Here is a 21396-nt window from a genome sequence, read left to right on the forward strand (position 1 = left end):
TTTTAGTAGGGCGTTATTGCAACGAATAAATCGCATTTCGACTCGTGAATATTTCATCGACCTCAGACGCTAACGCTTTGGATAAAGGATACATTATCTCGACGGGATCAATTCTTGTTATTTCTTTTTCTACATCCTCACCTTCTATGAAAGGACGATAACGGTTTGGCTTGCCATGCCGGCTACGAATAAAAATATTCGCCCTTACATCATTTCTCTCATCAATCTGCCGGCAGGAAGGATCAAATAAAACATCGATAGAAACCGCGGGGTTTTTAGCAAAAATGCGTAAATAAGCATGGCTCATGCTGGACAAATTAGGACCTGAAGCCATAACAGAAATATAATAATTTTTTAATTCTTTTTTATGATGAGCAAGAAGATAAGCCAAAGCTAGAATAACAAATTCACCGCAATTTCCAATTTCACTTTTTTCGATGTGTCTCTTCTTTATCTCGATTGCCAAAGGGTCGCTAAAGCCAAGATGATTTGCCAAATCACTCGCGTGAATTTCATGATAGCCATAAATCGACTTGATAGATTGGAAAATATCCATCCGCATATTGCTAACAGTATCATCTATAAAAACGACATCTTCGATCGGCGTGGTAGGTAAAGTAGCAGAGCTTTTAATAACGGTATGCGCATATTGATGCGCTTTTTTCAATATACTAATTAGCCTGTCTTTTTCTACATTATTTATAAAAAGTTTTCTGAAAAACATAGTGATTTCTTTTCGGAATTATCTAATTAACTTGCTCCTATTTTACCCTTCTCAGACTTAAACCAATCTTAAGGCAAGAATGCATTAATAAACTAAATATATTATGAAATCAAAAGCCTAATTTAAAATCTATTCTATAAAGTAAATAGACAGAAAAATATTTGGTTATAATAGGCAAATAAAGCCGAAGGAGGGCAAGCCATGAAAAAAAATATCAACCATTTAATTACCATTGCGGTCACAATCCTGCTGTCATGTATGATGAGCCAAGTTTGGGCAGCGCAATCTAAAAATAAAATGATCGTTAAAGGCAAATTACCGCAAGGGATCGTCATTAAAAACAATCAGATAACGCTGAAAAAAGGTTATTATTTTGAAAAAGTGTCAAAAAGCCGCGTGAATATCATGGCACGCACGCGAGGAGGCACAGGAATCACCGGTTCATTTGATTGCACATGCAACGGGGAAAGTGGCGGCTGTGACGTTATCACAACACCGACCAGCGTCTCTTGCGCCACATCCACTTGTAAGTCAAGTTGCTATATGATCACCACGATCCCTGGCAGTCAGGTGCATGGGTATTTATATATGAATAAATAAATATAAGACGCCACTTCGCAAACGAAGCAACCCAGGGATTTTCGGGCGCTGATTGTGGGGAAACATTGTAATGACATCTCATAAACTGGACATTGGTCATTTTAAAAAATACTCGATGATGCTGTCATCCTTCGCTACGGTCAGGATGACAGCATTGGGAACGATATTAACTCACCAGATATTTATCGAACCAATTAATAGCAAGCCGCGCAACATCACTCAGCTTGCCTGGCTCTTCAAACAAATGCGTAGCACCTGGAACAATCTCGATTTTTTTTATTCCAGGTAATTTTTCATATGCTTTTTCATTTAATTCAATAACAGGCTCATCATTGCCCCCAACAATAAGCAAGGTGGCAGCTTTTACTCGTTTCAATGCCTCACCAGCAAGATCAGGCCGGCCACCGCGTGATACAACTGCTTTCACAAGATCTTGCTCCTGTGCAGCTGCAACTAAAGCAGCGCCACCGCCTGTGCTAGCTCCAAAATACCCAATGGGTAATTTATTGAGAATAGGGTTCGTTAGGATCCAATTTGTCGCCGCCAAGAGCCGTGCTGACAGGAAATTGATATCAAATCGATATTCCATGGTTCTATTATCGATTTCTTCTTCTTGATGCGTTAAAAGATCAAATAATAATGTTGCGAATTTCGCTTCTTGTAATTCCTTAGCAATAAACTGATTGCGTTGGCTAAAACGGCTACTACCACTGCCGTGGGCAAAAATAACCATGCCACGAACGCCGCTCGGAATATGCAATAATCCATCGAGGTGCACATCTTCGCAGGGAATGATAACAGGATGTTCCGTATCAATTTCAAATTCCAGCATCATATTTTATTCCCGTTTTTTTTAAGTTGCTTTGCCTCTTTTAAAAGAGTATACACTTCTTCATCTTCTGTCTGCGAAAAATCTTCATACCATGCACCCACGGCATATAAGCTGGATGGTTTTAAGGGGCAATACAATTCATCCACCATAAGTTGTAATTTTTCGCACAGCGAAGGATCGGCGACAGGTACAGCAAGAATAATTTTTTTAGGCTTCTGTTGTTTAAGAGCATTAATCGCAGCACGAACAGTGGCACCGGTTGCAATTCCATCATCAACCAGAATAATGATTTTTTCTTTAAGAGAGGGGAATGGCTGGCTGCCTCGATATGCCGCATTACGACGATTCAATTCCTGCTTTTCCTCCGCAATCACTGCCTGTATCGCAGACTCGGGGATTTGCAGGTGCTCCACGATATCTTCGTTAAATACAGCTGTGCCTCCCGTTGCAATGGCACCCATCGCCAGCTCACTGTGTCCTGGTACACCCAGCTTTCGCACAATAAAAACGTCGAGCGGTGCCTGTAGTGCTTTAGCAATTTCAAATGCAACCGGCACGCCTCCGCGCGGCAAAGCAAGCACAATAACATCATCCTGGCCAGCATAAGCACTTAAGGCCCTCGCCAATATTTTTCCTGCTTCTTTGCGATTACGATACCTTTCCATAATATTAAAATTCTGGGCCATAAACATAGAATGGTCAAATACATACGGACTCTCTCTATTAGAATCACTATGTTACAGCTAACTCAGCCTATCAAGAGCAGGGATATGCTTGCAGAAGAAAAATATGGTAGATTAGTATTAGCCTCAAAGGATATTGGGTTAGATTTAGATCTAAATTTAAACAAGGAGAGAGTTTATGGCTTACACAAGGCATGAAGCCGCAGCACATGAGACTATGATAATCGTTGGCGGCTGGTCAATGGTTATCTTTGCGATCTTGTTTGTGGGCATCACTTTATTAATTGATAACTTGGCTCAAGCCCAAACCATGCTGTATGGTATGGAACAGCACAATTTATTTAAAGTGGCTGCCGGCTCTGAAACCATTCGCACATTACTCGTTATTTATGCGCTTCTTCCCTTATTATTAATTCCCGGTTCTGTAGGTACATTTTATGCCTTCATTGAACCTCACGAAGCCAATATGCGATGCGGTATGTATTTTGCAACAGCAGGCGCACTTGCGTTAACCATCAGTTTGATGATGCTACCCAGTATCAACTGGCATCTGGTGACTTATATTCAAGCTAAAACTGGCGAATCTCAATCAAACCTTATCATCATGCTGCAATCTTTGCACAGTTATTTAGGTGTTTTCGTCGGCGATTTGGTGGGCTTTGGTTGCCTTCTCATCTGGTTCTTCATTACCAGCTTTGTCATGCTGCGCACTACGGTAATGCCCCATGCAGTCGGCGTTATACAACTTATCATTGCTATTATTGCCACACTCATCCTTGCCTTGCGTTACAGCGGCCTTATTCCGGATGTGCACATTAACGTTCAAGCCCCTGGTATCATCGCGCTCTGGATATTTATAACGGGAATTGGTCTGATCTCACTGCGTAAATAAAGCCTGTCATTCTCTTTACTGTTTTAAAAACCCTTGCTGAATCAGCAAGGGTTTTTTATGAAACTCATAACAAATCAAATTTATTAAAATAAGATGGTTAATTTCTTTAAAGATATAAATCCATTATTTCCCTATACAGAAGTTAGAAAATATGCGTCCCAACAAATCATCCGGGGTAAATTCGCCCGTTATTTCACTTAGTGCAAGCTGGGCCAAGCGTAAATCTTCTGCAGCAAGCTCACACGACCTAAATACTTTCATTTGCGTTATACTGGCTTGAACAAGCGCAAAAGCCCTTGCTAATACGTCAAGATGGCGTCTTCGCGCAAGGAAAATTCCCTCGGTCGTATCAGTGAAGCCAACCAAAGATTTAATATGCTTTTTGAGCAACGCAATTCCGTCCCCTGTTTTTGCCGACAGCGCAATAGTGGCATTTTCATTCTCATTTTTGATAGAAGGCTGAGACTGGATCAGGTCAATTTTATTATGAATAAAAATGACTGGACGAGAAGCAATAATATCTGGCAATCCTTCTATGGAAGCGGATTTGCTCGCATCCAGCACGTATAACACAAGATCTGCTTTTTCAATTTCATGATAAGCGCGTTTTATTCCTTCCTGCTCAACTCGATCTTCGCTATCACGTAACCCCGCTGTATCAATAATATGAATAGGCATGCCATCGATCAGAATATAATCGCGCAGCACATCACGTGTGGTACCAGGAATATCCGTTACAATAGCAAGTTCTTTTCCACTCAGCCTATTGAGCAAACTGGATTTGCCTACATTCGGTTCCCCTGCAATCACAGCCGTAATACCTTCACGCAGAAGGCTACCATGTTTTGCTTTCTGCTGTATGGCTGTTAATTCATCAAGAATGTTTTCAAGTTCCGTACTGATTTTTTCCATGCTTAAAAAATCAATTTCTTCTTCGGAAAAATCAATCGCTGCTTCAATAAACATGCGCACCCGAATCACTTTTTCATTAATCGCCTGGATTTCGTTCGAAAAGGCGCCTTGCAAGGAACGTACGGCAAGCCGGGCAGCTTGTCTAGAAGAGGCATCTATTAAATCAGCAATCGCTTCTGCTTGAGCCAAATCAATTTTTCCGTTTAGAAATGCACGTTCGGAAAATTCACCCGGGCGGGCGAGCCGAGCACCCAGGTTTATCAGGCGCTGGAGAAGTAAATCCACCACCACAGGGCCCCCATGTCCTTGCAGCTCCAATACATCTTCACCCGTAAAGGAATGTGGGTTAGGAAAATAAAGCGCAATACCCTCATCAATAACTTCGCCCGATACCTCTTTAAAAGGAAGATATACTGCTTGTCGAGGTGCAAGCACTTCTCCCCAAAGATCCAGCATCATTTTTTTGACCAGCGGGCCCGATACACGCACAATCGCAATCCCGCCGCGTCCCGGAGGTGTCGCTTGAGCTACGATGGTATCTGTAATGATGGGAAGGCTATGAGTCATAATTGAAGGGTAGGGTAGTTATTCACTCGTTCGTTATTTCTACTGTGTAATACAAGGCGAAAAATACGTTATATCCTCGCTTACCCCCGTCATTCAGGATAAATGGATTCCCGCTTACGCGGGAATGACCATATTGAGTAACAAACGCTGTGTGCGCTGCCGATTATCCTTTTGCCTTTCGAGCATGTGACTCTTTTTCAAGCTTATGCATAATGTACCATTGTTGCATAAACGACAGGGTATTGTTCACAAACCAGTACAGCATCAAACCTGCCGGAAAATTGGCGAACATGATTGTGAATACCACAGGCATCGCCATCATTATTTTCGCCTGCAAAGGATCTGGCGGAGGTGGGCTCAACCGCTGTTGAATAAACATGGAAATGCCCATCAGGATCGGCAGGATATAATAAGGATCATGCTGGGAAAGATCGCGAATCCAGAGAATGAAAGGAGCTTGCCGCAATTCCACGCTTTCTACCAAAACCCAGTATAAAGCAATAAAGACGGGAATTTGAATAAGAATAGGCAGGCATCCGCTCATCGGATTTACTTTTTCTTGGCGATATAATTCCAATGTCGCCTGCGTCAGCTTCTGTCTATCATCGCCGTAGCGTTCTTTCAGCGCTTCGATACGCGGCTGCAGTCTTTTCAAGGCGCTCATCGAGCGATAGCTCTTGGCAGACAATTGATAAAACAGCAGCTTGATGATGATGGTTACCATCACAATGGACCAACCCCAGTTGCCTACAACTTCGTAAATCTTCTGCATCATCCAGAAAATGGCGACGGAAATAAACCAGAACCAGCCAAAATCAATGGTCAACTGCAAATTAGGCGCCGCTTTTTCCAGGCGATCCGCAATCGCAGGGCCAGTATAAAGCTTGGATTCCGTATAGAATTTACTTCCTGGTGCAACCGACAGGGCCGGCCCGATCATGCCAATCGTGTAAAGCCCATTGGGTGTCACACGGGAATAATAAGTAGAAGTCGCTGTCTTAGGCGGGATCCAGGCAGTAATAAAGTAATGCTGTATCATGGCCGCCCAGCCGTCTTGGCCTACCAGGTTGAGATTATTCTGATGCATTTCCTTGAACGTCACTTTCTGGAACGGCTTTTGAGGCGTTGAAACTGCGGCGCCAAAATAGGTTGCCAGATTCACAAAACCACCCTGGCTGGGGGGCGGATTATCCGTGCGCATCAATTGAGTATAAAGGTTGCCTTCCCACGTCTGTTGGGATTGATTAATGATCTCATAACCCACTTTTACTTCGTAACTATCACGGATAAAAGTGAATACCTTGCTTACCTTAACACCATCTTTTTGCCAGTCGAGCCTGACGGTCAGATCATTTTCACCCGGATTAAGAGTATAGGATGGTTTATCTGAAGTATAAAGCGCCTGGCTTTCCGGAGTATCCGGTCCCAGTTTGCTTAACAAACCGCTTTCTGCAATATAACGGGATTTAGCATCATCATTCAGCAAGGAAAACGGTGTTTTGGAGCCCAGCGATTCCGGATATTTCAATAACTTGGCTTCAATGATATCGCCACCACGGGTATCAATCGTTACCTCGAGCACATCTGTCGTGACCTTTATCAGTTTTCCCATTGCAGGTGGCGCAGCAAGAGAAGGAACACCTGACTGGGCAGCCGTTGCCATACTGGCTGCGGCAGGTGCACTGACTGCCGTGTCTGTCGCCTGGGGAATATACCGGCCGGAAGGCATCTCTTTTGTTTCAACCGGAACAGGAAGTTCAGGCTTGGGATGGTCTTTTTCCCAAGCCTGGAAAAGTAAAAAGCTGACAATCACCAGAAGGATATAAAGTGTAACTCGGATGTAATCTTGTAATTTCTCTAACATAGTCGACTTCTAAACCGTTTTAGTGAGGATTATTTAGGTACAGGGTCCATACCGCCCGGATGCCATGGATGACACCGCAACAGCCGCATGATCATGAGGCGACACCCCTTTAAACAGCCATGGCGTTTGATCGCTTCCATGGCATAAGTAGAGCAGGTCGGCTCAAATCGGCAACAATGTCCCAGCAAGGCACTGATAGCAAGGCGATACAGGCGAATCAGGCTGATTAAGACAGCCGTGAACATTTTATTAATGCTTGCCATAAGTTCCCAATGTCATCTCGCAATATTTTTTTGCCCTGCAAAGAGCGCAGGAGGGACGTACATTCTGAACGCACCAGTACAATGATATCAAGCCCTTTTAGTGCTTCCTGGTGGTGCCGGAAGCTTTCGCGAATCACCCGCCTTAACTGGTTTCTGGCTACGGCTGTTTTGATGTGATGCTTGCCAACAATGATGCCTAATCGCGCATGTGAACGCTCATTAGGCCTGTACAGGGCAAGTAAGTATTTATGCGCGACTTTACCAGGCTTGGCAAACACAAACTGGAATTCCTGTTTGGTTTTCAGCCTGCTGGTACGGGTGAATTTAGACAGCGAGTCTTGCCCGCCCTTTAGCACGACGCCGGCTCAATACAGCACGTCCATTTTTGGTTGCCATACGGGCACGGAATCCGTGGGTTCTTTTTCTTTTTAAAACACTAGGTTGATAAGTTCTTTTCATAGCTAATCCAATCCCAAATTACTTTCTCTAGAGGGGGCTTATCTTAGGGGGAGCCGGAAAATTTGTCAATTGATCTGGCTATTTAGCTAGTATCTTCGTTATATATATATTATTACCCCGATTTAAGATTTTGTTCACAAATTGAACATATAATAAGTAAATATTATGCGAGGTATAAAGAGATGCTGAGCCATCAGGTAGTTAGTGCTTATCAAGCAACAGAAGGAGCACGCCACATTCGAATGGAAATTCGGGATAGTGACCTGAAAAAAGAAATGGCCAAAGGTCTCGTTTTTGTCAAAGCAGACCTTCATCAGATCAAGACTGTTCCTCCCAAAGTCACGGACATTCAACAATTCGGCATTGGCAACTGCTATCTTCTTTCCACTTTGAGTACCATCCTTGAACGTGATCCCGCTTATATCAACAAGATTTTAAAAATAAATGAAAACGGCGACGTGGAAGTCACGCTATATGATGTAGAAGATCCAAATAAAATTTTTACGTATGTCATGGACCCCACCAAGATAGTCGGGCGCAACCGATTTCTGCCTCTAGGCAGAAATACCCACAGCCATGACGCCATTTATATGATTGAAAAGGCTTATGCCTTCCATCATATGATCGTGGATCAAAATAAATATACTGAAGATCAAGAATACATTATTGAAGCATTGCTTAATAACAAACATAATATCCATAAGGCATTCGCTGAACTGACATCACACCCCAAAAAAACACTTCCGCCAAGCTTTAAAAATTTAAAGTTAGCTGACGTAGAAAGCACAGAAAAAAGCTTTGCGAAGCATCGCGTTGATCATAAATCGGGGCTGACTTCAGGGAGCTCCCGTGTGGCTTATGCTTCATTACTTGGTGTAAAAGCATTACGTCATGATCTTGAGACTGAAATTGATGAGGATTACTTTTTTGCTACATTTCTAAGTCACATAGCCACCTTCAACGCTTCTTATTTAACCGGTGAGAAATTACCCGACAATATAAATACATTGTTAGAAAAAAAGTTAGTTGATAAGGCAAAGCTGTACCTGAATAAAATATTTGGCGATTACCGTTCGCCTGAAGCTATTTATTTCATTCGATGCATTGATTTCAAAACATCCGCTTCTCTTGTCCAGGAAAATAGACCCTTTTTTGAATACATCCATGTGCTTGATAGTGCCCGTGAATCAATCAAAACAAAATTCAATAAATACATGACGCTGACTGATGTAAGCAACGTGGAAGAAAGGGCTAAGCAGAAAATTTTTCACTTCATTGATAAAGAAATACCCTACAAACGCGGATTGAAAACCCACACTACTTCAGCGCAAGACGAAAATTATGAATATATAAAAGAACAGCTTCAACAAGGACAGTTGGTAACGCTGTCTACCAAAGAAGGTGTGGGCAAAAAAATGGTGAAAAACAGAATATCCAAAACGGGTGAACCTTTATCAAAAGGTCTTGCGGGTTCACATTCCTATCAGGTTGAAAATTGTTATGAACGTGATGGACGCAAGTATGTTCTGCTGAGAAATCCGTGGGGCAGATACGTGCGCGATTATGAATATAAATCCAAAACAGTAGGCGGTCATAAAATAGATGTGCTAAGCGCGAAGGCCAAATTACAAATTGGCAGTTTTTCACTTTTCTACAAAGTTAAAGCAAAATTATTTCAGGCTTTTGGTATTAAAGGCGCGAGCAAACGCCAAAATCCGCGATCGTTTCCTATTTCCAATCCGGCTGTTCCTTTGGCTCACTCTCAAGATTACTATGAACAAAATGGTTTTTTTGAAGTGGAAATCTCGGACGTTACCAAACGATTTGACTCCATCAGCTTGACCAGTAAAAAAGGAAGTGTCACACCCGTCATCAAACCGGCTAATAGATCTTGTATACTTGCATTTTTGCGTGCCATGATCTCGGGAAACACAATGGGCATGAATCACGTGAAAAACTTTTTCAACGCCATGCTCTTAGATAAATCCGATCCTCAAGTGCAGCTAGACATCTCAGCAGCATTAGCCATCCATTACAAGCTCATCGGTAACGAGGAGCTTTCAGCAAAATGGCTTGCCAAGCTTGGCACTAATTGGACTTTAGAAGAAGCTGTCTCGCACCTTCAGCGCGAATATCAAAAGGACCTGCCGGATTTCACTCATATCTTATCCTCCGGCGCTGTTGTAGCTAATCAAAAGCGCAGTTAAATCCAGTTACCTATTTCGTTGATGAAATTGCATCTGTTATTGCGAGCGTAGCGTAGCGAAGCAATCCAAGACTGGATCTTGGCCATTTTACAAAATGCTTGATAATGCTGTCATCCTGAGCAAAGCGAAGGATCTCCTTTTGTATATCGGGAGATCCTTCGCTTTGCTCAGGATGACGGCATTGTGCAGTTTATATCGAAGGAGGTCTGGATTGCTTCGCTACGCTCGCAATAACAGATGCAATTTCATCAACAAAAAAAAGGCACTCAATCGAGTGCCTTTTTACGCTTCACATCATTTACTGACTTTGTATTTCGACTTCCTTCATGCTCAAGCGGATTCGTCCCTGGCGATCGATTTCAAGTACTTTCACTCTGACTACTTGACCTTCAGCCAGTTTATCGCTCACTTGCGCGACGCGCTCATTGGCAATCTGGGAGATATGCACCAGTCCCTGTTTACCAGGTAGTATGCTGACAATGGCGCCGAAATCCATAAGCTTGGTCACAGTACCTTCATAGATATTGCCGACCACGACATCAGCTGTCAGGCGCTCGATACGACGGATGGCTTCTTCGCAGGCAGCAAGATCAGCAGCTGCCACTTTGACTGCGCCGTCATCACTGATATCCACCACGGTGCCAGTTTCTTCTGTCAGCGCTCGGATAGTGATGCCGCCTTTACCGATTACATCACGGATTTTATCGGTTGGAATGCGCATGGTTAAAATGCGCGGCGCATAAGCGGACATTTCCTGACGTGGGCCATGAATAGCCTGGTTCATGATGCCCAGAATATGCATACGACCCTGAGCAGCCTGCTCAAGCGCGCGCTGCATGATCGTTTCAGTAATACCGTCAATTTTGATATCCATTTGCAATGCGGTTACACCACTTGTGGTACCGGCGACTTTAAAGTCCATATCGCCAAGATGATCTTCATCACCCAGAATATCGGTAAGCACAGCGTACTGGTCGCCTTCCTTCACAAGACCCATGGCCACGCCCGCCACATGGGACTTGATCGGCACACCGGCATCCATGAGTGCAAGGCTCGTGCCGCAAACGGTTGCCATGGAACTGGAACCATTCGATTCGGTAATTTCAGACACCACACGCAAAACATAAGAAAAATCTTTCTGTGAAGGCAGCACAGGTGCCACACCGCGTTTCGCCAAATTACCATGGCCGATTTCACGCCGTTTCGGACTGCCCACCATACCGACTTCGCCCACCGAATAGGGCGGAAAGTTGTAATGCAGCATAAAGTTTTCTTTGCGTTCGCCTTCCAACGCATCAATGACTTGTGCATCCCGTTCGGTGCCCAACGTCGCCACGACTAGCGCCTGGGTTTCGCCACGTGTAAACAGGGCCGAGCCATGTGTACGCGGTAATAATCCCACCTGGATGGAAATCGGTCGAACCGTGGTTGTGTCTCGACCATCTATGCGTGGTTGACCTTGCAGGATACGGCTGCGCACAATATTGCGCTCAATGTTATTGAACACATAGCTGATATCGGCTTCCAGCGCAATTTCATCTTCTGCCTTGCCTGCGTTTTCGGCCAGCATCTTCTCAATCGCCTGCTCGCGCAATTTGGCAATGGTATCCTGACGCTCCTGTTTGTCCTTAATTTGATAAGCCTTTTCAATATCAGCCTGACACAGTTCGGTCACCCGTTTTTCAACGGCCGGATTCACAGCTCGCGGCGTCCAGTCCCACGGAACGATACCAGCTTCACTGACCATTTCCTTGATGACCTTGATCACCGTCTGCATTTCACGGTGTGCAAACATCACTGCACCCAGCATGACGGATTCGGGCAATTCTTTAGCTTCTGATTCGACCATCAGCACGGCATTTTCGGTGCCAGCTACCACCATATCCAATTGAGACGTTTCCAACTGGGGAATAGTGGGGTTTAAAATATATTGCCCATCCTGATAGCCTACCCGCGCAGCCGCCAAATGGCTTGGAACGGGCATCCCAGAAAGCGCTACAACAGCGGCCGCACCAATCATGGCGGGAATATCCGGGTTAATTTCCGGGTTCATGGACATCACCGTTGCAATGACCTGAACTTCAAAATTGAAACCCTTGGGAAAAAGTGGACGTAAAGGCCGGTCAATTAACCGGGAAGTAAGGGTTTCTTTCTCACTCGGCTTACCTTCACGCTTGAAATAGCCGCCTGGAACACGACCAGCGGCATAAGTACGTTCCTGGTAGTTTACTGTGAGAGGGAAAAAGTCTCTGCTTTCTGATTCGGACTCCTGAGCGACCAATGTCACCAGTACAACCGTATCATCCATGCTTACCATAACAGCAGAAGTCGCCTGCCGGGCAATGGTCCCTGTTTCAAGGGTTACCGTATGATTGCCATAACGAAATGTCTTTTTAATTGCAGTCAAAATATCACCTAAATTTTCTATCTAAATAAATGACGAAATCCCGGACAACCACCCACCCTAATGATGAGGATTTCCAGGACTACTTGTTGTTACCACGTGGAAAACGACTTTAGTCAAGGCGTCTTGATTAGCCACGTATATCTAACTCTTTGATTACATGCTGATAACGCTGTAAATCCTTGCCCTTCAGATAACGCATCAGTCTGCGGCGCTGGCTAACTAGCTTGGTCAAACCGAAACGGGTATGAAAATCGTGTTTATGCACTTTCAGATGTTCTGTTAAAGTATTAATACGCGCGGTAAGCAGCGCAATCTGCACTTCGGGCGAGCCTGTATCGTTCTTGCTTTGCTTGAATGTTTTGACAATCTGCGCCTTGGCAGCGGTTGTTAACGACATGAATACAATCTCCACTAAAATTCTTATAGATCTATAAAAGCCAGTTATTGTAACGGGGAGCTCCTCCCGGAACAAGCCCCGGACAGCAAATAGCGAAAAGATTGCCATCCCTCGGTTTTAGTAGAAAAGAGGCCAGCTAGCTGGATCATCCTTTGTCATCTTTACTGATTCAGGTAATATATCCGTCAATATCATAGATCTACGTACTAACTCAGGAAATGAAATAATGTTATATCCAATAAAAATAAGATTTCTCGCCATCTTAACAGGGTTCTTGCTTTCTTCCGCGGTCTTAGCCGCTCCCATTGGGCAACCAGCGATACCCGACGCATTTCCACAAGGTCAAAAACTTTATGACCGCTACCCTAACTCTGTTATGTATTATTATGGGATTACCGGCACCGACCCCCTTCTCAGAATATTGACGGGTGGCTTTCACCGTTGGCCCGAGCACATTCAATCTCTCGAGCTTGCCCACACCCTAAGTGAAGAAAATTTCCTGCGCCGATGGCTGAGCCCTCTGGTAGGTGTCGTGCAAGTGGCGGGCAATATCACTGTACGTAATGGCAGCAATGAAAATACGATTTATGAGTTTGATCCTTATCTCATGTTCCGATGGGCCAACTTGCCCTGGAATGCTTATATCAATACCTCCTTTGCCATAGGCGAAGGTATTTCTTATGCTAGTTCCGTGCCCTCCATCGAAAAGAAAGACAATGATAATACCAAACGCCTGCTCAATTATTTGATGCTGGAAGCCACGTTTGCACTACCGGATCATCCAAACTGGCAACTCGTTGCACGCATTCACCATCGCTCTGGTGCTTATGGTCTCTATCGCGCGGGTAACTCCGGATCGAATGATATCGGCTTAGGTATACGCTATCTGTTCAATTAGTCATTTAAAAAAGGAAATAACAGTGGATACCCGAAAAAAATTTACCTATGATGCTTCTCATCCCAGCCTGCTTTTCCAACAGATGCAGATTAAAAGCGCCCGACCTCTTACGATTGTCTCAATCTATTCTGCCGAAGATCCACGCAATCAGAATGGAAAAAGGACCGCAACAGATGATCCGCGCATGGATGATGAATACAGAATGGAGATAGACATGAATTTAACTGCTGATCCTGGAATTTTATACAGCCAAAATAAAAAACGTTAACATGGATAGGAAAATCACATTAAAGGCAATGAATCTCGGCTGCATTCGACAGCACAAGACTCTTTTTACCCACATTTCCTTTTCATTGATTCCCGGCCATGTCCTGTTTGTGGAAGGGCCAAATGGATCTGGCAAATCGAGTTTACTGCGGTTGCTAACGGGCTTATCTACGCCATCTGAGGGGGATGTTTTCTGGGACGGGACGCCTATTCAGCATTTGCGGGCCGCTTATTGGCATCACCTACATTATGTGGGGCATCCAAACGGCATTAAAACCGGCCTGACTGTCACAGAAAATTTGCGCCTGATATGCCAGCTTGGTTTATCTACTTCCGCTATCGCCTATGACACCGTGTTATCCATGTTGCAGTTGGACGGAGATAAAAACACGCAGGCAAAATTTTTATCTGCGGGACAAAAGCGCCGTTTAGCATTAGCAAAATTATTTCTGGTTTGGAAACCACTCTGGCTGTTGGATGAGCCCCTTACCGCACTCGACCATCAAACACAGCAATTATTTTTATTCCACTTGGAAAACCATTTACAAAAGGGCGGCATCGCTGTCATCAGTTCACACCATGCCATCGCCGTAAAAAGTTCAGGCGTGCAAACACTTAGGCTGCAGCCATGTTGAAAGCGGCTCTGTATGTTTTTTATCTGGAATTAATACTGCTTTTGCGGCGATCACAGGAATGGCTTTATCCGTTGGGATTTTTTGTCATTGTCGTGAGTCTCTTTCCCCTGGCTTACACGCCTGACCCGGTTTTTTTACAGCAATTCATCCCCGGCTGCATCTGGATTGCTGCTTTGCTTGCAAGTTTGCTATCAATTGAGAATGTGTTTTTTACTGATATGGAAGAAGGAAGCGCCGAGCAGTTTCTTTTAAGCGAAATTCCCCTAACTTTACTGCTATTGGCAAAACTGTTCGCACATTGGCTCGTTACTCAACTGCCTTTAATTGTATTAACACCTTTGTTAGGTTTGATGTTTAATCTTTCCGGCACAGCCATTACCGCCCTGTGTCTCAGCCTGCTGCTAGGCACACCCATTTTAACATTGATAGGCAGTCTCGGCGTTTCGCTCACCTTGGGATTAAGACAGCAAGGCGTCCTGCTGGGCCTGCTCATTCTGCCGCTGGTCACGCCGGTGCTTATTTTTGGCGTGATGATTGTCCAGCAATCGCAAACATTTTCTGCTATAGCAGGCCCCTTGGCTTTTTTAGCGGGACTCTCTGTATTTGCGATCACCGTCCTGCCCTGGACGATTGCGGCAACGCTTAGGATTAGTTTAGATAATTAGCCACTGTGATAAGCGCGCGGGTGACAGATCGAATGCAAGGATAGTGTACCCCGCGCGCGGAACAAAAAGTAAAAATTTACTTACTCACATTCCCAAGCGGTTTAAACGCCTGAATACCTGTTTGCGATCGGCCGAGGATAAGCGCGTGAATGTCCGCTGTGCCTTCATAGGTTTTTACCGTTTCCAGATTCAACATATGGCGAATCACCTGATAATCTTCAGTAATGCCATTTCCACCATGAATATCGCGTGATTCCCGTGCGACATCAAGCGCAGTTAATGTTGAAAAACGCTTCATCATGGAAATCATGGGTGTTTCAACCCGCCCTTCATCTTTCAGGCGTCCAAGACGCAGACAACCCTGCAATCCCAATGTGATATTGGTTTGCATGATTGCAAGCTTGTTTTGAATCAGCTGGTTTGCCGCGATGGGATGCCCGAACTGCTTGCGCTCAAGCGCGTACTGACGCGCCGCATGCCAGCAAAATTCCGCGGCGCCCAGCGCTCCCCAGGCAATGCCGTAGCGCGCATTATCCAGACAGCCAAGCGGGCCTGATAAACCGTCTGCGCCGGGCAATTCATTTTCCATCGGCACAAACACGTCATCCATCGTAATTTCACCCGTGATCGAAACGCGCAGGCTTAACTTACCGTGCATCACAGGGGCAGATAGTCCTTTCATCCCTTTTTCCAAAATAAATCCGCGAATTCTGCCCTTATCATTCTTTGCCCAGACCACAAAGACATCGGCGATGGGCGAGTTGGTGATCCACATTTTACTGCCCTTTAACACATAGCCGCCTTCAACGGATTTTGCTCGCGTTTCCATGCCAGCAGGATCCGAGCCATGGTTCGGTTCTGTGAGACCGAAACAGCCGATCCATTCGCCCTGTGCCATTTTCGGAAGAAATTTTTGTTTTTGCGCTTCGCTGCCATAAGCATAAATAGCGTGCATGCTCAAACTCGATTGCACACTGGCCGCAGAGCGATAACCTGAATCGACCCGTTCCAGTTCGCGCATGATGAGACCATAAGAAACATAATTTACGCCGGCACAGCCGTAACCATGAATCGTCGCGCCTAATATGCCTGCCTTACCCATTTCGCGCATAATGGCTGGATCAAATTTTTCATTGCTAAAAGCTTCGATAACATTTGGCTGCAATTGCTCTTGTGCAAATGCGCGCACAGAATCACGTATCATGCGCTCTTCTTCAGTTAACTGGTCATCGAGAAAAAGGGGATCGTCCCATTGGAAGATGGATGGTTTTGTCTTGGTCATGCTGTCTCCTTTCACGCTTAACATGCTATTCTCCCGTCCTTTATAGTCACTACACGCTGGCAGCGCCGGCTCACTTCATTATCGTGGGTGATGATAACAATGGTTCTGCCTTCATTGCGATTCAAATCAACAAATAATTGCATCACTTCTTCGCCTGTCTGCGAATCTAGCGCACCCGTTGGTTCATCAGCAAGAATAATTTCTGGGTTGGTCACCAAAGCGCGTGCAATCGCGACGCGTTGCTGCTGGCCGCCGGACAATTGGTTCGGTTTATGATAAGCCAAATGGCCTACACCTACTTTATCAAGTAGATGCATTGCATTCTCTTTCGCCTCTTGTCTGGGCGTACCGCGATAAAATAGAGGCAGCATCACATTTTGCAGCGCATTTGACCGAGGCAGCAAGAAAAAAGACTGGAAAACGAAACCAATTTTGGTATTGCGTATTCCCGCGAGATCCTGCTCAGCCAGATCTGAGACATCTGCACCGGCGAAAAGATAACGCCCTGTGGTACAGCGATCCAGAAACCCAATGATGTTCATCAGGGTCGATTTCCCTGATCCCGACGCACCGACAATCGCTGTCATCTCGCCGCGTTCCAGTTCAAAATAAATATTTTTCAGCGCCGAAAAAGCATGCTCGCCAAGCTGATAAACTTTCGATACATTTTCGAGACTAACCAGGGATGACAATTTTATCTCCTGCTTTTAATCCGGAAAGAATGGCCACCGTATCGGCTGTTGCTTTTCCCGTCTTTACTTCGACCCAGGGCGTTTTTCCTGTTTTCGTGTCATAGCGTCGTATATAAGTGGCGCCGTTTTTCTCGCTAAGCGCTGCAAAGGGTATCATGATTTGCGGCGCCTCCTCGATATTAATTTCCACCTTTGCGCTCATGCCCACATGAATCATTTTTTGCTGTGCGGCTGTCAGCGTAGGAACGGTGATTTCGACAGAGAAAGTCGGCAATCCGCCGTTGGTTGCTTCGCCTTGTTTATCAACGCGTTTGATTTCGCCCTTTAATATTTCATCGGGAAAGGCAATACCGGTCACTTTGACTTTTTGTCCTATCCTAAGTTGGTTCACCGTCAGCTCATTAACTTTGATATGCACAGACAGGCCATTCATGTCACCAATCACTGCCAACACGTCGCCTTGTTTAACTGCGTCGCCTTTGGAAATTTTTTTATTTTCTTCTTCCGTTTTGGACGGCGACAGAACTGTTCCTTCCGCTGGCGAAAAAATGCGTAAGTTTTCAGAACTCATCCGCAAGTGCATTGCCTCGGTAATCTTGTCAATGTCTGCGATGGTAAGCTTATACAAGTTAATATCCTTGATATCCAACTGCTTTAATAAATTTTCAAGCGCATCCTTTGCCTGGAGCAAAGCCAGACGATTGGCATAAAAAGTTGATTTTTTCATTTTATAATCATCGTCGGAGATGAGTTCATTTTTATGGAGAAACTCTGCCTCGGATAGCATCCCCTGACTATTGTTAAAATCACTTTTGGCCTTAATGTATTGCATGAGGGCAGACTTATAGTCTGATAGAAATTTGGAAGAAGAAATCAAAAACAATAATTGTCCTGGTTTCACCTTTTCGCCATATTGAAAAGGCATATCGACAACCACGCCGTCCGTGGGGCAGGGCACCACCAATGTCTTCAATGGCTGTATGGTACCAGAGTAGTAAAGCGTGTTCGCGAATGAGCGCGCTTCAATTGTCACCACGCGTCCGCCTTCCACTTTTGGCTCTCGGGAGCAGGCAGAAAGCAGACATAACACTGTTAACACAATCAGCGGCAGATAAAACAAATGGCTCTGATTTTTCATTTACAACCTCACCTTTATATCCCATGTATTAAGTGTATTCCCTATTAACAAATCCAGATTCACTAGCGCCTTCAGGTAACCAATTTGCGCGTTCAGCAAGGTTTGCTGGGATTGAATCAATTGCACCTGCGCTGTTTGCAATTCAAGACTATCGATCAGACCATGGGCATATTTTTGATAACTAATATTATAAGTTTTTTCCTGTAGCACTTCTGCGTCTTCTGCAAAACGCAACGCTCTTTCTGCGCTCACGACATTATTCCAGCCATTGATCGCGCTCGTTTCTTTGCTCCATTTTTCCTGCATGAGTGCAAGTTCAGCCTGCTTCAGTGCAATTTTTGCATTGACGACAGCTTGTTTGGAAAGCTGGTCGTCAATAGGAATTTGTAATGCCAATTCCACATTATTGCTTCCCGCATTGCGGGTGGCCGCATTAGCAGTGAGATTAAGTTGCCATCGGGTATTGTCTTCAGCAACCATCAAACTGCGCGTGGTGGGACCATGCAGGGTAATCTGATCAATCTGATATTGAATATCATTATGTAATGTTAATTGCTTAGCCTGATCGAGCAAAGGAAGATGATATTTTTTAATTAAATTTTCCGGGTTGAGTGTCGTGAATCGAACGGGTGTATTAGGATCCATTCCAATGGCGGTCAATAATGCATAGCGTGCCTGCACAAGATTATTTTTGTCATTTTCCAGTTGAGATTTACTGCTGGCCACGTCGGCTTGAACAGTCACTAATTCATTTCCAGCTTTATGTCCGGCCTTAATAAATAATTTAGTCTGTTCAACCGATTTTTCTGCGCGCTTTACCGCAGCTTCATCAATGGCGATCGTTCTTTCCGCTGTCACCACATCAAGATAAGCGTTAATCACAGCAGTGATTGTGCTGCGCAAGGTCCCTTCCACCGTCAGACGTGAAATGACTTCCGTGTCTTTGGCATTGTTGAGTGCCGATTCAACAATCGCTTTACCAAAACCGCGCATAAGCGGCTGCATGACTTTGAAAGACAAATTTGGGCTATAATGATTTGTCTCCGTATTCGCCGAAGCAAGCGAAACCTGTGTACCAACTGGCGTCAGCAGTGAAACACTGGGTTGAATATTAAAGCTGTTGGTCTCCCCGCCTGTCGCAGATGCCTGAAAGGCATAATGCGGATAAAACTGCCATTGCTGAACCCACAAATTGAATTTTTGTGAAACATAACTTAATTGGGATTGCTGCACATTAGGATTATCTCGCACAGCAACAAGAATGGCTTCGTTAAGAGAAAGCGTTAGCGAATGGTTTGTAGAATCGGGCTGCGGCGAATCCATCTTGCGGATTTTTTTTTGTTCTGGAAATAATGGCGCTTTGGCATTCGCTATACTTGAAAGAAAAAGAAAAAGAACGATCAAACAAAACAGTCGGTTAACAAGCACTTTCCGGTGCCAACTTAAAGATGATGCAGCAGCCGTCATTGCAAATGCTGCGAAAACATCCGGATAATTTTTATAATAAGCAGAAATTTTTCGCATGCCATTAACAATCTATCCCGCATAGCTTCGAATCAGCCGGCTTTTATTTTTATGCCGTTTAATCGCGAGTTCAACCAGATGCGTCAATAATTGTGGGTAAGGAATGCCAGAAGCATCCATGAGTTTAGGATACATACTAATCTGAGTGAAACCAGGAAGCGTGTTAATTTCGTTAAAAAATATTTCCTGCGTTTCTTTATCAAGAAACAAATCCACACGCGCCATGCCTTCGCATTCCAGCGTGTTAAAAATTTTCTGCGCGAGCCGCCGCGCTTTTGCTTTGATTTCTTCTGGAATCGGAGCTGGTATTAACAATTCAGCGCCATTTTCATCAACATATTTTGCATCATAAGAATAAAATTCATGCCGCGGCCTGATTTCTCCCACAACGCTAACGATGGGCTCTTCCTCAGGTTCCAGTGATTCAAGCACAGCCAGTTCCAGTTCAATAACAGAAAGCGCCTTCTCTACCAATACCTTGGTATCAAAGCGGAACGCTTCGTTAATCGCAGCTTGCAATTGTTCTCTTGCTTTTACCTTGGTGATCCCAATACTGGAACCCGTATTGGCCGGTTTGACAAATACCGGAAAAGAAAGTTTTTCATCGACTTCACGCAAAAAAGAAGCCGGATTTATATCCCATTGATTCTGTTTAATAACAAGATAGGGTGGAACAGGAATATTCGCACTCATGGCAAGACGTTTGGAAACGTCTTTGTCCATGCCAATGGCCGAAGAAAGCACACCGCAGCCAACATAAGGAATATCGGCAAGTTCCAGCAATCCTTGTAATGTTCCATCTTCACACAAGGTGCCGTGCACAACAGGAAAGACAACATCAAAAAACTGGCCGGAAACAGGACGCGAAATCAATTCCTTAACCTGCTGTTTCTCTACCGGTTTACCTACCCATTCTGGTGTAAACCAGGTGTCACTATGGCCATGAAGCTGGGGAACTTTATTGTGCTCCAGGCTTTTTTTAAAAATATCATTACCCAGAAACCAGCTGCCCTGTTTATCAATACCAATAGGAATAATGTCGAAACGCGAAGGATCAAGATATTGGATAACATTAGCGGCTGAGCGCAATGAGACTTCATGTTCTGCCGAACGGCCTCCAAAAAGAACAGCAACACGGATTTTATCCAACGATTTCATGACAATAACCTACCTGAAATTTTTCCTCTGGCGAGAGAAATTATTTAATTTTCTATTCTGGTCTAAGAGGATAACAAATTTTTTGATATAAAGACTCTTTTTTTCTATTTAGGAGCGGTTGACATTTCAGCAGGGCATTTTACATGGGGTATCATTCTGAGCGTAAACACCGTCAGCCCTGTTTAGGAAAAATTCTGCACAATTAAGTTCGCAATTTCTGCGCTAATCTGAAACTTAAAAAATATTTTAAAAACAGTGCCCTATATCTTATTCTGTTAAGTGCCAGGCCAATATTCGTTGACAAGCCATTTATTGCTGTATAAAAATGCC

At 44.4% G+C, this 21396-nt stretch carries 22 protein-coding genes; 7 read left to right on the plus strand and 15 right to left on the minus strand.

Annotated features, from left to right (window positions below):
• Positions 1-13: 13 nt before the first annotated feature.
• Entirely contained in the window at positions 14-724 is a 711-nt protein-coding gene (locus tag AQUSIP_RS09885; protein WP_114833867.1) for a hypothetical protein, read from the minus strand.
• 201 nt (positions 725-925) lie between these two features.
• Between AQUSIP_RS09885 and AQUSIP_RS09890 the strand changes: the two genes are divergently transcribed.
• Positions 926-1324, plus strand: a complete 399-nt coding sequence (locus tag AQUSIP_RS09890; protein ID WP_114833868.1) for a hypothetical protein — start codon at positions 926-928, stop codon at positions 1322-1324.
• A gap of 166 nt (positions 1325-1490) precedes the next feature.
• Here AQUSIP_RS09890 and AQUSIP_RS09895 read toward each other — a convergent pair whose 3' ends face one another.
• A complete protein-coding gene (locus AQUSIP_RS09895; protein WP_325048278.1) occupies positions 1491-2159 on the minus strand; it encodes a dienelactone hydrolase family protein in 669 nt (222 codons plus the stop codon).
• A complete protein-coding gene (locus tag AQUSIP_RS09900) occupies positions 2156-2821 on the minus strand; it encodes a phosphoribosyltransferase (protein WP_114833893.1) in 666 nt (221 codons plus the stop codon). The genes AQUSIP_RS09895 and AQUSIP_RS09900 overlap by 4 nt, the downstream gene beginning before the upstream one ends.
• 196 nt (positions 2822-3017) lie before the next feature.
• On the opposite strand from AQUSIP_RS09900, the gene AQUSIP_RS09905 reads away from it, so the two are divergent.
• On the plus strand, positions 3018-3731 hold the full coding sequence (locus tag AQUSIP_RS09905) for a DUF4386 family protein (protein WP_114833869.1): 714 nt from the start codon (positions 3018-3020) through the stop codon (positions 3729-3731).
• 123 nt (positions 3732-3854) lie between these two features.
• Here AQUSIP_RS09905 and mnmE read toward each other — a convergent pair whose 3' ends face one another.
• From mnmE to rpmH, 5 genes are all read right to left on the minus strand, one after another.
• Positions 3855-5192: a tRNA uridine-5-carboxymethylaminomethyl(34) synthesis GTPase MnmE gene (mnmE, locus tag AQUSIP_RS09910; protein WP_170131755.1), complete on the minus strand. Its 1338-nt coding sequence runs from the start codon at positions 5190-5192 to the stop codon at positions 3855-3857.
• Between the two features lie 181 nt (positions 5193-5373).
• Entirely contained in the window at positions 5374-7074 is a 1701-nt protein-coding gene (gene yidC, locus AQUSIP_RS09915) for a membrane protein insertase YidC (protein ID WP_114833871.1), read from the minus strand.
• Positions 7075-7103: 29 nt separating this feature from the next.
• A complete protein-coding gene (gene yidD / locus AQUSIP_RS09920) occupies positions 7104-7319 on the minus strand; it encodes a membrane protein insertion efficiency factor YidD (RefSeq protein ID WP_407641498.1) in 216 nt (71 codons plus the stop codon).
• Entirely contained in the window at positions 7301-7693 is a 393-nt protein-coding gene (rnpA, locus tag AQUSIP_RS09925) for a ribonuclease P protein component (RefSeq protein WP_114833873.1), read from the minus strand. Before rnpA ends, yidD begins: the two co-directional genes overlap by 19 nt.
• Positions 7662-7796, minus strand: coding sequence for a 50S ribosomal protein L34 (gene rpmH, locus AQUSIP_RS09930; protein ID WP_114833874.1), 135 nt, complete (start codon positions 7794-7796; stop codon positions 7662-7664). The genes rnpA and rpmH overlap by 32 nt, the downstream gene beginning before the upstream one ends.
• Positions 7797-7978: 182 nt before the next feature.
• Here rpmH and AQUSIP_RS09935 point away from each other — a divergent pair, with 182 nt between their 5' ends.
• The gene (locus AQUSIP_RS09935; protein WP_114833875.1) at positions 7979-10003 is read left to right on the plus strand and encodes a hypothetical protein; all 2025 of its coding nucleotides are present in this window, start codon (positions 7979-7981) and stop codon (positions 10001-10003) included.
• Between the two features lie 298 nt (positions 10004-10301).
• Here AQUSIP_RS09935 and pnp read toward each other — a convergent pair whose 3' ends face one another.
• Both pnp and rpsO read right to left on the minus strand, forming a co-directional pair.
• On the minus strand, positions 10302-12410 hold the full coding sequence (gene pnp / locus AQUSIP_RS09940; RefSeq protein ID WP_114833876.1) for a polyribonucleotide nucleotidyltransferase: 2109 nt from the start codon (positions 12408-12410) through the stop codon (positions 10302-10304).
• Positions 12411-12537: 127 nt separating this feature from the next.
• On the minus strand, positions 12538-12807 hold the full coding sequence (gene rpsO / locus AQUSIP_RS09945) for a 30S ribosomal protein S15 (protein WP_114833877.1): 270 nt from the start codon (positions 12805-12807) through the stop codon (positions 12538-12540).
• A 226-nt stretch (positions 12808-13033) separates the two neighbouring features.
• Here rpsO and AQUSIP_RS09950 point away from each other — a divergent pair, with 226 nt between their 5' ends.
• The 4 genes from AQUSIP_RS09950 to ccmB are packed head-to-tail and all read left to right on the plus strand — an operon-like array spanning position 13034 to position 15272.
• The gene (locus tag AQUSIP_RS09950; RefSeq protein ID WP_114833878.1) at positions 13034-13705 is read left to right on the plus strand and encodes a hypothetical protein; all 672 of its coding nucleotides are present in this window, start codon (positions 13034-13036) and stop codon (positions 13703-13705) included.
• Between the two features lie 22 nt (positions 13706-13727).
• A complete protein-coding gene (locus AQUSIP_RS09955) occupies positions 13728-13973 on the plus strand; it encodes a hypothetical protein (RefSeq protein ID WP_114833879.1) in 246 nt (81 codons plus the stop codon).
• Between the two features lies 1 nt (position 13974).
• Complete coding sequence (ccmA, locus tag AQUSIP_RS09960) at positions 13975-14607, plus strand: cytochrome c biogenesis heme-transporting ATPase CcmA (RefSeq protein WP_114833880.1); 633 nt, start codon at positions 13975-13977, stop codon at positions 14605-14607.
• Complete coding sequence (ccmB, locus tag AQUSIP_RS09965) at positions 14601-15272, plus strand: heme exporter protein CcmB (RefSeq protein WP_114833881.1); 672 nt, start codon at positions 14601-14603, stop codon at positions 15270-15272. The genes ccmA and ccmB overlap by 7 nt, the downstream gene beginning before the upstream one ends.
• A gap of 76 nt (positions 15273-15348) precedes the next feature.
• On the opposite strand, the gene AQUSIP_RS09970 is transcribed toward ccmB, so the two are convergent.
• The 5 genes from AQUSIP_RS09970 to AQUSIP_RS09990 are packed head-to-tail and all read right to left on the minus strand — an operon-like array spanning position 15349 to position 21066.
• Complete coding sequence (locus AQUSIP_RS09970) at positions 15349-16554, minus strand: acyl-CoA dehydrogenase (protein ID WP_114833894.1); 1206 nt, start codon at positions 16552-16554, stop codon at positions 15349-15351.
• Between the two features lie 17 nt (positions 16555-16571).
• Positions 16572-17237 (minus strand): ABC transporter ATP-binding protein, encoded by a 666-nt coding sequence (locus AQUSIP_RS09975; protein WP_114833895.1) that lies wholly within the window; start codon positions 17235-17237, stop codon positions 16572-16574.
• Positions 17230-18384 carry an efflux RND transporter periplasmic adaptor subunit gene (locus AQUSIP_RS09980; RefSeq protein ID WP_114833882.1) on the minus strand — a complete coding sequence of 385 codons (1155 nt, stop codon included), beginning with the start codon at positions 18382-18384 and terminating at the stop codon, positions 17230-17232. Before AQUSIP_RS09980 ends, AQUSIP_RS09975 begins: the two co-directional genes overlap by 8 nt.
• Positions 18385-19908 (minus strand): TolC family protein, encoded by a 1524-nt coding sequence (locus tag AQUSIP_RS09985; protein ID WP_114833883.1) that lies wholly within the window; start codon positions 19906-19908, stop codon positions 18385-18387.
• Between the two features lie 12 nt (positions 19909-19920).
• Positions 19921-21066: a D-alanine--D-alanine ligase family protein gene (locus AQUSIP_RS09990; protein WP_197737851.1), complete on the minus strand. Its 1146-nt coding sequence runs from the start codon at positions 21064-21066 to the stop codon at positions 19921-19923.
• Positions 21067-21396 lie beyond the last annotated feature (330 nt).

This window comes from Aquicella lusitana (assembly GCF_902459475.1).
GTDB classification, from domain to species: Bacteria; Pseudomonadota; Gammaproteobacteria; order DSM-16500; family DSM-16500; genus Aquicella; species Aquicella lusitana.